10 protein-coding genes are annotated in these 15942 nt (G+C 73.9%); 4 read left to right on the top strand and 6 right to left on the bottom strand.

Annotated features, from left to right (window positions below):
• Positions 1-56: 56 nt before the first annotated feature.
• The 3 genes from ACFT55_RS06730 to ACFT55_RS06720 form a co-directional block, all read right to left on the bottom strand.
• On the bottom strand, positions 57-1019 hold the full coding sequence (locus tag ACFT55_RS06730; protein ID WP_380242878.1) for a carbohydrate ABC transporter permease: 963 nt from the start codon (positions 1017-1019) through the stop codon (positions 57-59).
• Complete coding sequence (locus tag ACFT55_RS06725) at positions 1016-2005, bottom strand: carbohydrate ABC transporter permease (RefSeq protein WP_380242876.1); 990 nt, start codon at positions 2003-2005, stop codon at positions 1016-1018. The genes ACFT55_RS06730 and ACFT55_RS06725 overlap by 4 nt, the downstream gene beginning before the upstream one ends.
• Before the next feature lie 135 nt (positions 2006-2140).
• Complete coding sequence (locus tag ACFT55_RS06720; RefSeq protein ID WP_380242874.1) at positions 2141-3538, bottom strand: ABC transporter substrate-binding protein; 1398 nt, start codon at positions 3536-3538, stop codon at positions 2141-2143.
• A gap of 222 nt (positions 3539-3760) precedes the next feature.
• Here ACFT55_RS06720 and map point away from each other — a divergent pair, with 222 nt between their 5' ends.
• A complete protein-coding gene (gene map / locus ACFT55_RS06715; protein ID WP_380242872.1) occupies positions 3761-4543 on the top strand; it encodes a type I methionyl aminopeptidase in 783 nt (260 codons plus the stop codon).
• 74 nt (positions 4544-4617) lie between these two features.
• On the opposite strand, the gene ACFT55_RS06710 is transcribed toward map, so the two are convergent.
• Positions 4618-5460 carry an HAD family hydrolase gene (locus ACFT55_RS06710; protein WP_380242870.1) on the bottom strand — a complete coding sequence of 281 codons (843 nt, stop codon included), beginning with the start codon at positions 5458-5460 and terminating at the stop codon, positions 4618-4620.
• Positions 5457-6728: a serine--tRNA ligase gene (gene serS / locus ACFT55_RS06705; protein WP_380242868.1), complete on the bottom strand. Its 1272-nt coding sequence runs from the start codon at positions 6726-6728 to the stop codon at positions 5457-5459. Before serS ends, ACFT55_RS06710 begins: the two co-directional genes overlap by 4 nt.
• A 235-nt stretch (positions 6729-6963) precedes the next feature.
• Between serS and ACFT55_RS06700 the strand changes: the two genes are divergently transcribed.
• Together ACFT55_RS06700 and ACFT55_RS06695 are read left to right on the top strand one after the other, a co-directional pair.
• Positions 6964-8073, top strand: a complete 1110-nt coding sequence (locus tag ACFT55_RS06700) for a diacylglycerol/lipid kinase family protein (RefSeq protein ID WP_380242866.1) — start codon at positions 6964-6966, stop codon at positions 8071-8073.
• 71 nt (positions 8074-8144) lie between these two features.
• Positions 8145-12785 carry a hypothetical protein gene (locus ACFT55_RS06695; RefSeq protein WP_380242864.1) on the top strand — a complete coding sequence of 1547 codons (4641 nt, stop codon included), beginning with the start codon at positions 8145-8147 and terminating at the stop codon, positions 12783-12785.
• A gap of 42 nt (positions 12786-12827) precedes the next feature.
• Here the strand turns inward: ACFT55_RS06695 and ACFT55_RS06690 are convergent, their stop codons facing one another.
• Positions 12828-14039 carry an ROK family protein gene (locus ACFT55_RS06690; protein ID WP_380242862.1) on the bottom strand — a complete coding sequence of 404 codons (1212 nt, stop codon included), beginning with the start codon at positions 14037-14039 and terminating at the stop codon, positions 12828-12830.
• A 222-nt stretch (positions 14040-14261) separates the two neighbouring features.
• Here ACFT55_RS06690 and ACFT55_RS06685 point away from each other — a divergent pair, with 222 nt between their 5' ends.
• Positions 14262-15941, top strand: a complete 1680-nt coding sequence (locus ACFT55_RS06685) for an alpha-amylase family glycosyl hydrolase (RefSeq protein WP_380242860.1) — start codon at positions 14262-14264, stop codon at positions 15939-15941.
• The last annotated feature ends 1 nt before the right edge of the window (position 15942 follow it).

Raw genomic sequence — 15942 nt, 5'->3', positions numbered from 1 at the left:
CGGGCACACTGCCCGGGCCGCCGTCGTCGTCCCTGCACCTGGCCCTCGTCGGGGGGTCAGCCCTTCACGGCGCCCGCGAGCATGCCGCGCACGAAGAAGCGCTGCAGCCCGATGAACACGACCAGCGGCACGACCATCGCGATGAACGCGCCGGCGGTCAGGAGGTACCAGTCACCACCGCGCGTGCCCGCCAGCTCCGCGATCTTGACCGTCAGGGGCTGGTACTGCGGGGCGGCGAACGTGAGGCCGACGAGCAGGTCGTTCCAGACCCAGAGGAACTGGAAGATCCCGAACGACGCGATCGCCGGGACCAGCAGCGGGAAGAGCACGCGGAAGAAGATCTTGACGTGCCCCGCCCCGTCCACGCGGGCGGCCTCCACGAGCGAGGCCGGGATGTCCTTCATGAAGTTGTGCAGCAGGAAGATCGCCAGGGGCAGCGCGAAGATCGAGTGCGACAACCAGACCGTCCAGTAGCTGCCGTTGATGTCCCAGTCGACGTAGTCCGACAGCAGCGGCACCAGGGCGATCTGCAGCGGCACCACCTGGAGCGAGAAGACCGCGACGAACAGGAAGTTGCGGCCGGGGAACTTGATCCACGCGAACGCGTACGCCGCCAGCAGCGACAGCGTGATCGGGATGAGGACCGCGGGGATGGTGATGACGAACGAGTTGACGAAGAACGTCGACAGGTCGTTGCTGTTCCCGTAGAGCGCCTCGTTGTAGTTGTCCATCGTGAACTGCGCGGACCCGGTGAACAGGTCGCCGAACACCGTCCACCACCCACTGCGACGGATGTCGTCCTGCGGGCGGAACGAGGTGATGAGCAGGCCGAGCGAGGGGATCGTCCACAGGATCGCGATGATGATCGCGATCCCCGACGCCCACGGCGAGCTCAGCTTGCCCTTGGTCGCGATCGCCCGACGCTCCAGGCGGGAGAGCTTGCGGACCTGCGCCTGCGGGACGTCCTCGTCCAGCGCGGAGCTCGCGACGGCCTGGCCGGGAGTGGGGGTCGAGGTCATCGGATCTCCTCCGACTTGCGCATCTGCCGCACGTTGTACGCGATGATCGGGATCACCAGGACGAACAGGACGACGGCGAGCGCCGCCGCGAGGCCCTGGTTCCCCTGCCGGAACGCCTGCGTGTAGAACTCGTTCGCGACCACCTGGGTGCCGAACTGGCCACCCGTCATCGTGCGGACGATGTCGAACGCCTTCAGCGTGCCCATCGCGATCGTGGTGAGGACGACGACGAGGGCCGGGCGGATGCTCGGCACCGTGATCCAGCGGAACATCCCCATGCCGTGCAGCCCGTCGAGGCGGGCCGCCTCGACGATGTCGTCCGGGATGGCCTTGATCGCCGCGGAGAGCACGGTCATCGCGAACCCGGTCTGGATCCAGATCATCACCACGATGAGGAACCAGGTGTTCCACGGCTGCCCGATGAGGAACTGCTGCGGCGGGAGGCCCACCCACACCAGCACCTGGTTGAGGAGGCCGATCTGCTCGATGCCGGGCTGGTCGGGCCGGAACTCGTAGACGAACTTCCAGATGATCGACGCGCCCACCATCGAGATCGCCATCGGGACGAAGACGAGCGCCTTGGCGAGCTTCTCGAACCGGGTGCGGTCGACCAGCACGGCGTAGGCGAGACCGATGACGGCGCTCAGCAGCGGGGCGAGGATCACCCAGGCGGCCGTGACGAGCAGCACCTGCTGGAACTGACCCTCGGTGAAGGCCCGCACGTAGTTGTCCACACCGACGAACTCGGTGCCGTTGCGGTTGAAGAAGGACTGCCAGAGCGTGATGAGTCCCGGCCGCAGCAGGCCGTACACCAGGAAGAGGATCGGCACCCCTACGAAACCGAGCGCCACCACCCACGACGGGATCCGCTTGGGGCGGTCCACCAGGAACAGGATCAGCCCCATCACCGCGGCGAACAGCACCACGGCGAACACCATGAGCATGAACTTCTGCGTCGTGGTGTCGGGCTCGAGCAACCAGGTCATCGGCGACCTCCTCGAGTTGTCAGGACGGAGTCAGGGACGGGACGCGCGGTCCGGGCACGTCGTCGGACGTACCCGGACCGCACGGTCGAGCTGGTGTCACGCGAGGCGATGGCTCACCTCGGCCTCACCTCGGCCTCACTTCGGCCACGACGCCTCGATCTTGTCGGTGACCTCCTGGGTGCTCGCACCGGTGAGCCAGTCGACGATGCCGGTCCAGAACGTGCCGGCACCGACCTCGCCGGGCATGAGGTCGGACGCGTCGAACGCGACGACCGTGTTCGGGTCGGACAGGACGCCCGCCACGTACTGGTCGAACTCCGTGGCCAGGTTCTTCGGGTCGAGACCGCTGTTCGCGCTCACCCAGCCGCCGTCCGGCGTGTTCAGCGCCTTCTGGTTGGCCCAGTCCGCGCTGGACAGGTAGGTCTGGAAGGCCTGCACCTCGGGACGGTCGTTGAACGCGGCCACGAACTCGCCGCCGCCGAGCATCGGCTTGATGTCGGTCTGGTCCGTCGGCAGGTAGAACGCGAACACGTCGCCGTCCTTGGAGACGGTCGTGCCCTCGGGCCACTGCGTCTGGTAGAAGTTCGCCGCGCGGTGCATCCAGCAGTTGCCGTCGAGGATGCCGTTGCCGGCGTCCGTCCACGACTGCGTGGCGATCGAGTCGACCCCGCCCAGGCCCGCGTTGACGTAGTCCGGGTTCTTGAGGATCTGCCCCGCCGTGTCCCAGGCCTTGACGACCTTCGGGTCGTTGAACGGGATCTTGTGGGTGTACCACTTCTCGTAGTCCTCGATGCCCGCCGTGCGGAGCATCATGTCCTCGATGAAGTCGGTGCCCGGCCAGCCGGTCGCGTCACCGGACTCCACGCCGGCGCACCAGACGGGCCCGCCCGTCTTGTCGTGGATCGTCTTCGTGAGGTCGAGGAGCTCGGTCCAGGTCTGGGGGATCTCGTAGCCTGCGTCCGCGAACATCTTCGGCGAGTACCAGACGAACGACTTCGCGTTGGCGCCGAGCGGCGCGGAGTAGAAGGTGCCGTCGACCGTGCCGTAGCCCTTCCAGGTCTCGTTCCAGTACTTGTCGACGTTCTTGGCCGTCGCGTCCGGTGCCGGCTGGATGGCGTCCGGGTAGTCCTTCACGATCGTGTTCAGCAGGCCCGGCTGCGGCAGGTACGCGATGTCGGGGGCGTTGCCGGCCTTGATGCGGACCTGCAGCTGTGCCTCGAACTCGCGGGACGCCTCGTAGTTGATCTTGACGCCCGTGCAGTCCTCGAAGGCCTTGTACGAGGCCTGCTGGGTCGCGCCCTCCGGGTCGACGATCGAGGTGTAGACGCTGACCGTCTTGCCGTCGAGGTCGCCGAACTCGTCGTACGCGCTGCAGTCGATGCTCGCTGCGGAGGCGCTGTCACCGCCGGTCTCGCTCCCGGTGCCGCCTTCGCCGTCCGGGTCGCTGCAGGCCGCCAGCACGAGCGCCAGGCTCGCGCCGGTCGCGGCCAGGGCCAGTGCGCGTCGCCGCGCCGTCGTCGTTCGTGTGGTCATGCCAAGCTCCTCCACTGCGTCGTGGTTCACGGAAGTTGCCCACCGATGGGCGGCCCGTGCTCCCAGGTCTCCCTAGACCGGGATACTGCCTCCACCCTGAGTCGACCGCACCTGGACCCCTCGATGCAAGTTCCCGCAACGCGTTTCACGGTCACGACTCGGTGACGATTCATGACACCCTGGGACCTGCACCCGCGTCACGAGCATTTCGAGAGGACCGCCATGATCGAGCTGAGGAGCCCGCGAGAGATCGACCAGATGCGCCCTGCCGGGCGCTTCGTGGCCGAGGTCCTCACCGCGGTGCGGGACGCCGCCGACGTCGGGGTGAACCTGCTCGAGCTCGACCAGGTCGCGCACCGCATGATCCGCGACCGCGGTGCCGAGTCCTGCTACATCGACTACCACCCGTCGTTCGGCGCGATGCCGTTCGGCAAGGTGATCTGCACGTCGGTCAACGACGCCGTCCTACACGGGCTGCCGCACGACTACACGTTGCGCGACGGCGACCTGCTGAGCATCGACTTCGCCGCCTCCGTGGACGGCTGGGTGTCCGACTCCGCCGTGTCCTTCGTCGTCGGGACCTCGGCCACCCCGCAGCGGGCCGCGGCCGACGCCAAGCTCATCCAGACCACCGAGGCCGCGCTCGAGGCCGGCATCGCCGCCGCCACGGCCGGCAACCGCATCGGCGACATCTCCGCCGCCATCGCCAAGGTCGCGCGCGGCGCGGGCTACGCGATCAACACCGACTTCGGCGGGCACGGCGTCGGGCGCACCATGCACGGCGACCCGCACGTGCCGAACGACGGCCGCGCCGGCCGCGGGTTCCCGCTCAAGCCGGGCCTCGTCATCGCCGTCGAGCCGTGGTTCCTCGAGACCACGGACGAGATCTTCACCGACCCCGACGGCTGGACGCTCCGCTCCGCCGACGGTTCCCGCGGCGCGCACAGCGAGCACACCATCGCCATCACCGAGGACGGCCCGATCGTCCTCACCGCCCGCGGCTGACGTCTTCGAGACAGTGCTGAGGGCGGTCCGCACCCGGTGCGGGCCGCCCTCAGACCGTCTCGGCCGGACTCGCGCTACCTCGGCAGGGAGAGGAGCACGGGGACGACGCCGTCCTCGTCGATGGTGCCCGTGACCTCGTCGGCAGCGGCCCGCACGACGTCGTCCGCGTGGCCCATCGCCACGCCGCGACCGGCCCACCGCAGCATGTCGACGTCGTTCCGCCCGTCGCCCACGGCCACGGTGTCTGCCGGCCCGACGCCGAGCCGCGCGCGCAGCCGCTCCAGCCCGGACGCCTTCGTGACGCCCTTCGGCGCGACGTCCATCCACGCCGTCCAGCCGACGGCGTAGGTGACGTCGCCGAGCCCGAGACGTGCGGCCATCGCACTGAACTGCTCCGGGGTGTGCTCGGGGCTGCGGATGACGACGCGCGTGACCTCGCGCGACCAGAGCTGCTCGAACGCGACGACCTGGTGCACGCCGTCCAGCTCGCCCTCCGGGAACAGCGTGTTCATCCGGAAGCCGACGCCGATGTCCTCGACGGCGTAGCGGGCGTCGGGCAGCTCCTCGCGGAGCAGCCGCAGCGCCGGGCCGGGGTCGAACGTGCGCACCTCGTCCAGCTCCCAGCCCTCGCGCAGCGACGGGTCGAGGCGCACGGTCACCGCACCGTTAGAGCAGACCATCCAGCCGGACGAGATGCCGAGCAGCTCGGCCACCGGCGTCATCGCGATCAGCGACCGGCCCGAGGCGAGCACCACGTGGTGGCCCGCGTCCTGGACCGCGGCGACCGCGTCGCGCACCGCCGGCGACAGCCCGCCGTCGTACCCGAGCAGCGTGCCGTCGATGTCCAGGGCGACCAGGTGCACGGGGGCGGTCTCGGGGGCGGTCCCTGTGGCGGTCTCGGCGGGCTCGGCGCTCACGCGACCGGCTCGAGCACCTCGAGGCCGCCCAGGTAGGGCCGCAGGCCCTCGGGCACCCGCACCGAGCCGTCCGCCTGCTGGTGGTTCTCCAGGATGGCGACGATCCAACGGGTGGTGCCGAGCGTGCCGTTGAGCGTGGCGACGGGACGTGTCGTGCCGTCCGCGGTGCGCTCGCGCACGCCCAGGCGGCGGGCCTGGAACGTGGTGCAGTTCGAGGTGGACGTGAGCTCCAGGAAGCGCTGCTGCGTGGGCAGCCACGCCTCGCAGTCGAACTTGCGCGCCGCGGACGAGCCGAGGTCCCCCGCCGCGGTGTCGATGACCCGGTACGGCAGCTCGACCTTCGCCAGCATCGCCTCCTCCCAGGCGAGCAGGCGCTGATGCTCGGCGGCGGCGTCCTCGGGGTCGCAGTAGCTGAACATCTCGACCTTGTGGAACTGGTGCACGCGGATGATGCCGCGCGTGTCGCGCCCGGCAGCACCGGCCTCCCGGCGGTAGCACGCGCTCCAGCCCGCGTACCGCTTCGGGCCGGCCGACAGGTCGAGGATCTCGTCCGCGTGGTAGCCCGCGAGCGCCACCTCGCTGGTGCCCACGAGGTACAGGTCGTCCTTCTCCAGGTGGTAGACCTCGTCCGCGTGGCTGCCGAGGAACCCGGTGCCGCGCATCGTGTCCGGCTTGACCAGCGTGGGGGTGATCATCGGCGTGAAGCCGGCGCCCACCGCCTGGTCGACCGCCGCGTTGAGCAGCGCCAGCTCGAGGCGGGCCCCGATGCCGGTGAGGAAGTAGAACCGCGATCCCGACACCTTCGCGCCCCGCGCGGTATCGATGGCGGCCAGGCCCTCGCCGAGCTCCAGGTGGTCGCGCGGGGCGAAGCCCTCGGCCTCGAAGTCGCGCGGCGTGCCCACCTGCTTCACGACGACGTAGTCGTCCTCGCCCCCGGGAGGCGCGCCCTCGACGACGTTCGCGATGCGGTAGAGCAGCTCGTCGACCTGCGCCTCGGCGTCCGACGCCTCCGCCTGCCGGCCCTTCACCTGCTCCGCGAGGTGCTTGGTGCGGGTGAGCAGCTCGGCCTTCTCCTCGCCCTGGGCCCGCGCGACCTGCTTGCCGAGCGCCTTCTGCTCCGCGCGCAGCGACTCGAACTCCGTCAGGGAGGAACGGCGGCGCGCGTCGGCGTCGAGCGCCGCGTCCACGAGGGCGGGGTCGTCGCCGCGGGCCAGCTGGCTCGCACGGACGGCGTCGGGGTTGTCGCGCAGCAGTCGGAGGTCGATCACGCGCGCAAGCCTAACGGTCGGGCGCGCGGGCACCCCGGGAATTCCGGGGGGGTGCGTGCTACCTCGCGGGCTTGAGTACTACCTCGCGGGGTTGGGTACTACCTCGCGGGGTTGCGCACTACCTCACCGGGTGGGGTACTACCTCGCCGGGTGGGGTACTACCTCGCGGGGTGGGCTGCGCCACGTCGGGGCACCTCGCCGGGTCTCGTGGCGCGAAACGTCGTAGGTTGCGGTCATGCCAGATCAGTACGCGGGGGTCGTCGCGCTCGTCGTCGTGCTGGTCGCCGGGCTGTCGGCGCTCACCGCCCTCGTGGTGGTCTGGCGGCGGCCCCGGACGCGGGCGCACGTCGTCGCCGCACGGGACGCGCAGCGGGCGCAGGACGGCGGGTCGCGCGGCATGCGGCTGGCCGTCGTCATCAACCCCTCGAAGGAGGGCGCCGCCGACGTGCGCGAGGTGGTGGAGCGGGTGTGCGGCGACGCCGCGCTCCCCCGTCCGCTGTTCTACGAGACCACCGTGGACGACCCCGGCACGGGACAGGCGCGCCGGGCGCTGGCCGACGGGGCCGAGGTCGTCGTCGCCGCCGGCGGGGACGGCACGGTGCGGGCGGTCGCGGAGGCGCTCGCCGGGACGGGCCGCGCGATGGGTCTCATCCCTGTCGGTACGGGCAACTTGCTGGCGCGCAACCTCGACCTGCCGCTGACGTCCGTCCCGGACGCGGTCGCCGTCGTGCTGGGCGGCAAGGACCGCGCCATCGACGTCGGACGCGCCCGGGTCACCGAGTACGCACCGGACACGGACCTGCCCGACGACCCCGACCAGGCGCACGTCTTCCTCGTCATCGCGGGCCTCGGCTTCGACGCCGCGATGGTGGCCGACGCCGACGACCAGCTCAAGGCCAAGGTCGGCTGGGTGGCGTACTTCCTCGCCGGGGCGCGGCACCTGCACGGCCGGCGCATGCGGGCGACGATCCGGCTCGACGACGACGAGCCGGTGGAGGCGCGGCTGCGCAGCATCATGGTCGGCAACTGCGGGCGGCTGCCCGGCGGGATCACCCTGCTCCCCGACGCGGTCATCGACGACGGGGAGCTCGACGTCGCCGCGATCGACACCCGCGGCGGCCTCGCCGGGTGGGCCCAGCTGTTCGGCGAGGTCGTGGCGCAGGGCCTCGGCGTGCGGAACGACCTGCCCGGCAAGATCGGGCGGATCGACCACACCCGGGCCCGTCGGGCCGTCATCCGGGTGGACGAGGGCGAGCAGGCCCAGGTGGACGGTGACCCGCTCGGCAGCGCCGTCGAGCTGGAGACCTGGGTGGAGCCCGGTGCGCTCGTGGTCCGGACGGGATGATCGTGTGAACGTCCCCACCGTGCCGCCGACCAGCGGCAGCGCGCCCGACCGCCCCGCTTAGGGTGGCCTGCGTGATCAGCACTGCCAGCCCGTCGTCGGCCGTCCGCGCCTCGCGCGCCTCCCGCGTCTCCCTGGCGGTCGCGGCCCTGCTGCTCGTGCTGCTCACCACGTTCGCCGGCGCCGGGCGTGCCGCGGCGGCCAGCGGCGACGACACGCCCGAGGCCCCGGACACCCCGCTGATCCTCGCGGGTGTCTCCGGACTGCAGTGGTCCGACGTCGACGCCGGGCGGACCCCGAACCTGTCGCGCCTCATCGGCGGCGGGTCCGTCGCGTCGATCGCGGTCCGCACGCTGACACCGACGTGCCCCCTCGACGCATGGCTGTCGATCTCGGGCGGCAGCAAGGTCACCGCGCAGAACGACGACGCCACGACCACGGGCGACCCGGACGAGGCCGCGGGGGACGACGCGGCGACGGGCGAGGCCGACGAGGAGGACGCCACCGCGCTCGGCTGCCCGCCCGTGCCCGCACCGGCGCTGACCTCCGGCACCGCGCAGCGCGCGACCGTGCCCGGCTGGTCCGGCCTCGCCGCCGTCGACCCGCTCGTGCCCGCGACCGCGGAGCCGGGCGCCCTCGAGCACCTCGTCGACGCGTCCGGGACGTGTGCGACTGCCGTCGGCGCGGGCGCCGCCGTGGCCCTCGCCGACGGCGACGGCGACGTGCGTCGCTACCTGTCCGACGCGCGTCAGCTCACGGCCGCCCAGGTCGCCGAGTGCCCCGCCACGGTGGTGGACCTGGGCGTGCTGCCCGACGCCGCGGGCGAGCGGGCCTCCGCCGTCGCGGCGCTGGACGCCCAGGTCGGCCGGCTCGCGGGGCTGCTCCCCGCCGGCGGGCGGCTCGTCGTCGCGGGGGTGTCCGACACCCCGCTCGGTCCGTCCGACCTGCAGGCCGTGGTCGACTGGACCGCCCCCGGCGGCGAGGCGACCTGGCTCACCTCCACCTCGTCGCGCTGGGTGGGCGTCGTGGTGCTCGCCGACCTGTCCGCGACGGTCGCGGACACGCTCAGCGGCGGGGAGCTCTCGGGCACCGGACCTGCCGAGCCCGACGACGACGCCGCGCAGGCGGCGGACACCGACCCCCTCGCCGCGGCCCTCGACCCGTTCACCGGCTCCCCGCTGGAGCGCGGCGACGAGCGTCGCATCCCTGTGGCGCGCACGGTGGAGAACCGGCAGTACCTCAGCGTGCTCACCGACACCGTGCCGCGGCTGTCCCCGCTGCTGCTCGGCCTCGTCGTCCTCGCCGACGTCCTCGCCGTGGGCGTCGTGCTCCTGGCACGCCGGCGGCGCCGCCCGGGTCAGCCGGGTCAGCCGGACCACCAGCGCCTCGCGCCCCCCTGGTGGCGCTCGACCCTGGCCCTGCTCGTCGTCGCCGCGGGCCTGCCCGCCGCCGCGACCCTCGCGACGCTGGCCCGCTGGTGGGCGTGGCCGTCGCCCGTGATGACGCTCCTGCTGGCGCTGACGGGCGCGGCTCTCGCGGTAGCGCTCGTGGCCTGGGCGGCCCGCCGCCTCCTGCCGCCGTCCCCGTGGCGGCTCACCACGTGCCTGGCGGCCGTGACCTGGCTCGTCCTCACCGTGGACGGGCTGACGGGCACCACGCTCCAGCAGGGTTCGCTGCTCGGCCCGGCGCCCTCCCTCGGCGCCCGGTTCTACGGCTTCTCCAACACCGTGTTCGCGGTGTACGCGGTGGCGGGGCTGGTCCTCGCGGCGGGGCTGGCCGCGATCCTGCGGGCGCGCGGCCTCCGCCCCGCGCGTGCCGGGGCGCTCGCCGGGGCCGTGGGGGTCGTGACCGTGGTGGTCGACGGCCTGCCGCCCTTCGGCGCCGACCTGGGCGGCATCCTCGCGCTCGTGCCCGGGTTCGCCGTGCTGGCGCTGGGGATCGCGGGCGTGCGCCTCACGTGGCGGCGCGGGCTGCTCGTGGGGGCGGCCACCGTCGTGGTGGTGGCGGTCGTGGCAGTCGTGGACTGGCTGGTCGGCGGCTCCAGCAGCCACCTGGGCGGTTTCGTCCAGTCCGTGGTCGACGGCCGGGCGGTCGGCGTCGTGGCCGGCAAGGCCGCCGGCGCCTGGGCGACCGTCGCGAACCCCGCGGGCGCTCTGGCGCTGCTCGTGTGCGCGGCCGCCGCCTGGGCGGTGCTCGACCCGGGCCGCGCGCGCCTGCCCGGCGTCGCCGCCGCCTACCGCCGCGAACCGCTGCTGCGCCGGCTCGTGGTCGCGCTCGTCGTGACGGCCACCGTCGGCACGCTGCTCAACGACTCGGGCGTGGCGGTCGCGTTCCTCGTGCTCACGCTGTCGGTGCCCGTGCTGCTCGCAGGGCACCTGGAGGACGCGGGACACCTGGAGGACACCGCGCCCGCCCCGTCCGCCGTGCGCGAGCCCGGCATCCGCCGCATGCCCACCGTGCTCGTCACGGCCAGCGGCACCCTGCTCGTGGTGCTCCTGCTGGCGTCCACGGTCATCTCCGCCTCCGGCATGCGGGCGGCGTCCGACGTCGCGGAGGCCGGGTCGCAGGTGACGCCCACGCGGGCCGACTCCGTGGCGGCCGACGGTCCGCTCGTCGTCGTCGGCACCACCGGGGTGCGCTGGGACGACCTGGCCGCCGGGCGCGCCCCGGCCCTGCAGGGGATGCTCGCGGACGGCGCGTCCGCGGGCGGTGTCTCCCAGCCGACGGGAGCCGGGGCCCGGTGCGTCGACGGCGGCTGGCTCGCCCTGTCCGCCGGCACGCTCGCCGAGGCCGCCACCGGGCGCGCGGCCGACGGCTCGTGGCAGTGCGTGACCACCCGTCCCGAGACCACGGGGGACGGCGCGACGGTCGCGGGGTGGGACGAGCTCGTCGACCTCCAGCGGGGCTCCACCTACCAGGCGCGCCTCGGCTCGCTCGGGTCGCAGCTCGCGCCCGCCGGCTGCGCCACCGCCGTCGGGCCGGGCGCCGCGCTCGCGCTGGCCGACCCCGACGGCCGCGTCGCGCGGTACCGCGACCTCGACGCCGCGCTCGCGCCCGGGTCGGACGGCTTCGACTGCCAGGTCACCGTGGTGGACGCCGGCGACGCGACGGCGCCCCCCGCCGACCCGGCCCTGACGGGAGCCGAGGCGCGCGACGCCCGCGAGCAGGCGCACGTCGGGCGTCTGGCCGGCGTGGACGACACCGTGCGCCGCGTGCTCGCCGCCGCGCCCGCCACCGCGACCGTGCTGGTGGTCGACGTGGCCGGCACGCCCGGTACCCGCCCGGTGCTGGGCGTCGCCCTCGTCCGTCCCACCTCGGCGGGCCCCGACCAGCCCCGCTACCTCACGAGCGCCGCGACGCGCACCGACGGCGTCGCGCGCGTGCTCGACGTGCCCGCGACGGTGCTGGGCGCCGCGGGGGTGACGCCCGCCGCGCCCGTGCAGGACACCCCCCTCGCCTGGGGGTCGCCGAGGCCGCAGGACGCCGCGTCGTCCGCCGACGCGCTCACCGACCTGACGACGCTCGACCACGTGCGCCGCACCGTGTACACGTGGTTCGTCGACGTCCCCCTGTACGCGGGGCTCGCGCTGGCTCTCGCCTGCCTGGTGGTCGCCTCGCGGCGCCGGCCCCTCGACGCCCGCTCCCGCGCCCGGCGCCGGTCGCTGTGGGCGTGGGCCCGGGGCGCCGCACTGGTGCTGGCCTCACTCTCCGCGGGCGCGTTCCTCGTGTCGCTGAGCGGGTGGTGGCGCTTCGACCAGCCCCTGCTCGCGTTCGTCGTCTCGGCGCTGGTCGCCACCGCGGTGGTGGCGGCGCTCGGGGCGCTCGCGCCGCGGCGCCCCGTGTGGCTCGGGCCGGGGATCGTCGCCGGCCTGACGTTCGTCGTGCTGACGCTCGACGCCGTCGTCGGGACCCCGCTGAACCGGGCGAGCCCCCTCGGTGCGGCGCCGACGTTCGGGGCGCGGTTCTACGGCTTCGGCAACCCGACGTTCTCCGTGTACGCCGTCGTCGCCCTGGTCGTCGCCGCGGCCGTCGCGCAGCCGCTCGTGCGGCGCGGCCGCCGGCGCACCGCAGCCCTGGTCGTGGCCGCGATCGCCGTCGTGACGATGGTGGTCGACGTCTGGCCGACGCTGGGCGCCGACCTCGGCGGCGGCCTGGTCCTCGTGCCCGCGTTCGCGGTGCTCGGGCTCTCTGCGTCCGGCGCGCGGCTCACCGTGCGCCGGTTCGTCCTCGTCGCGGCCGTCGGGGTCGCGGCCGTCGCCGCCGTCGGCGTCCTGGACTGGTTGCGGCCCGAGGACGAGCGGTCGCACCTGGGCCGGTTCGTCGCCCAGGTGGTCGAGGGCGAGGCGTGGGAGACGCTGGCCCGCAAGGCGGGCTACGCGGCGCGCTCCCTGCTCGGCGGCGTGCCCGTGTGGCTGACCGTGCTGGTGCTCGTGGCGGCCGCGCTGCTGCTGTTCGCCCCGGCGCGGTTCACGCCGCGCTGGTTCGCGCGGACCGAGGAGGCGTGGCCGTTGCTGCGCCCGACCGTGCTGGCGCTGTGGATCGTGTGCGTCGCCGGCTCTGCCGTGAACGACTTCGGTGTCCGCATCGCCGTCGTCGCGCTGGTGCCCGCCGTCCCGCTCCTCACGGCGGCGGTGCTGCACGCGCACGAGGTGCGCGCCGACGGGCGGGACGACGCCGGCGACGACGCTGTGCCGGAGGTCAGCGCACGCCACTGAGCCCGGGGCCCGGCGGCGGGGCCGGCGGCAGGACCGGCGGTGTCAGGCGTCCGTGGGCAGGTCGCGGTCGAGGGCCCGCGCCCGGACGTGCTCCACGGCGAGACGCACCGCGCCCGTGCGGACCACGTCCGGCCCGAGGTCGGAGACGACCAGCTCGACCGCCGGGTCGTGCAGGTGGTCCGGGAGCAGCACGCGGGCCCGCTCGACCACGGGCCCGAGCGCGGGCGCCATCGCGCCGGTGACGATCACCCGGTCGAGGTCCAGCAGTCCGGACAGGATGGCGCACACCCGCGCCAGACGGTCGGCGAGCCCGTCGACGACCTCGCGGGCCAGAGCATCGCCCGCTGCCGCGGCCCGCAGCACCTGCTCGGCGTCGAGGCGCTCGCGCGGGACGGCGGCCAGCGCGCTCGATGGCGTGCGACCGGCGTCGAGCAGCCGGCGCGCCTCGTCCCGCGCCAGCGCTCCCAGGCCGTCGCTGGAACCGACGCCCTCGACCAGGTCGAGGATCCGCATCTCCCCGATCGCCCCGCGCGGCCCCCGCCGCAGGGCGCCGTCCAGCACGATCCCCGCCCCGATCCGCTCCCCGACGAGGAGGGCGGCGTAGGCGGCGGCGCCGTCGCCGTGCTCGGCCTCCGCCACGGCGGCCAGGTTCGCGTCGTTCTCCACGACGACGTCCCAGCCGCGGGCCGCGAACAGGTCGTCGAGGCCGGGGTTCATCCGCGCCCAGAACGGGTTGCGCGTGCCGGCCGGGGCGCCGCTCGTCCCCACCGGAGCGGGCACCCCGAGCACCGCTGCGGCGACCGCGCGGTGGCTCCGGCCGGAGCGTGCCACCGCGGTGTCCACGGCGCCTCGCACCGTCGCCCGGCGCGCGTCCGCGTCGCAGGCCGGGTCGGCCTGGACGGACTCCTCGGCGAGGACGCGGCCGTGCAGGTCGGTCACGGCGGCGGAGACCCGGTGCTGCCCCGCGTCCACGCCCACCACGAGGGCGGCGTCCGGACGGAAGGCGTAGCGCAGGGCGGGGCGGCCCTTCGTGTACGCCCCGGCGGCGCGGGCGTCGTCGAGCTCTACGAGCCAGCCCCGGTCCGTGAGCTCCCGGCACAGCGCCAGGACGGTGGAGCGGGCCAGGCCGGTGGCGGCCATGAGGTCGCTGGCGGTGACCGGCACCCCGGCCCAGACCTCCTGCAGCACGCGCTCGGCGTTGATCCGCCGCACCAGGTGCGTCGAAGGCGTGGCGGCCTCCGGCCCGTTCGTCATCGCGCTCCGTCTCGCGTCGTCGGCCGCGCCTCGGCGCCGACCGGCCAAGGCGTTGATCCTAGTGCGAGATCTTGCCGCCCGAGGGGGGTTGACCGCTCGTGCGCGCGGGTGACATGGTGCTTCTCAGACTTAATTTCGGCACCGCATTTAGTGTCCGGACGTGCGACGGGACCCACCCCGGCCACCACCTCGACCGCAGCACCGGAAGAAGGGCAAGCACCCATGAGCGACCTGCTGGACGTCCCCGCCACCGCCTCGGCCGGCACCACCGACGCCACCTGGTGGCGCCAGGCCGCCGTCTACCAGATCTACCCGCGGAGCTTCGCGGACTCCGACGGCGACGGCATCGGCAACCTACGGGGCGTCACGTCCCGCGTGGACTACCTGGCGGCCCTCGGCATCGACGCCGTCTGGCTCAGCCCGTTCTACCCGTCCGCCCTGGCCGACGGCGGGTACGACGTCGCCGACTACCGGGACGTCGACCCGAAGATCGGCACGCTCGACGACTTCGACGAGATGGTCGCCGCGCTGCACGGAGCGGGCATCCGCGTCGTCGTCGACATCGTCCCCAACCATACGTCCAACCTGCACGCGTGGTTCGCCGAGGCGCTCGCCGCGCCGAAGGGCTCGCCCGCCCGCGACCGGTACATCTTCCGGGACGGCCTCGGGGCCGACGGCGAGCTGCCCCCCGCGGACTGGACCTCCGTCTTCGGCGGCCCCGCGTGGGAGCCGGTGGGCGACGGCCAGTGGTACTTCCACCACTTCGCCGTCGAGCAGCCCGACCTTAACTGGGACAACCCCGAGGTGCGGGAGGACTTCCTGCGCACGCTGCGCTTCTGGTCCGACCGCGGGGTGGACGGCTTCCGCATCGACGTCGCGCACATGCTCACCAAGGACCTGCCCGCGCCGGGCGAGCCGCTGCCCTCCCAGGCCGAGCTGGAGGCGCTGCCGCAGGACGGCAACCACCCCCTGTTCGACCGCGACGACGTGCACGACGTGTACGCCGGGTGGCGCGAGGTCTTCGACGCGTACGACCCGCCCCGGACGGCGGTCGCGGAGGCGTGGGTGGGCTCGGCCGAGCGCCGCGCCCGCTACGCCAGCCAGGCGGGCCTGGGGCAGGCGTTCAACTTCGACCTGCTCGAGGCCGACTTCGACGCCGCGCAGTTCCGGGCCATCATCACCGCCAACCTGGAGCTCGCGGCCCTGTCGGGCTCCTCGACCACGTGGGTGTTCTCCAACCACGACGTCGTGCGGCACGCCACCCGCTACGGCCTGCCTCCCCGGGGCACCAGCCCCCGCAAGGGCGGCGCCGACTGGCTGCTGGCCGGCGGTCCGGAGGCCGACCTCGACCGCGAGACCGGGCTGGCGCGGGCCCGCGCGGCGACGCTCCTCGAGCTCGCGCTCCCCGGCTCGTCCTACCTCTACCAGGGCGAGGAGCTCGGCCTGCACGAGGTGGCGGACATCCCCGAGGGCGAGCGGCAGGACCCGACGTTCTTCCGCAGCCGCGGGGTCGAGGTCGGCCGGGACGGCTGCCGCGTCCCGCTGCCCTGGACGACGGACGGGCCGTCGCTCGGCTTCGGCGACGGCCCCGCGCACCTGCCGCAGCCGGCCTGGTTCGCCGACCACGCCGCCGCCGTGCAGGACGGCGCCGAGGACTCCACGCTGACCCTGTACCGCACCGCGCTAGGCCTGCGCCGCCGCCTGCAGACGGCCGAGGAGCTCGAGTGGCTGGAGACCGGGGCGCCGGACGTCCTCGCCTTCCGCCGCCCGAACGGGTGGACCAGCGTGACCAACTTCGGCACGGAGCCCGCCCCGCTGCCCGCCGGCGAGGTGCTGCTCGCCAGCGGCCCGCTCACCGATGGTGAGGTGCCCGGCGGCACGACGGTCTGGCTCCAGGCCTGAC

It is taken from the genome of Isoptericola sp. NPDC057191 (genome assembly GCF_042670225.1).
GTDB lineage: Bacteria > Actinomycetota > Actinomycetes > Actinomycetales > Cellulomonadaceae > Isoptericola.
The sequence above is the reverse complement of the archived record's forward strand: the minus strand, read 5'-3'. Positions and strand labels throughout refer to the sequence as shown.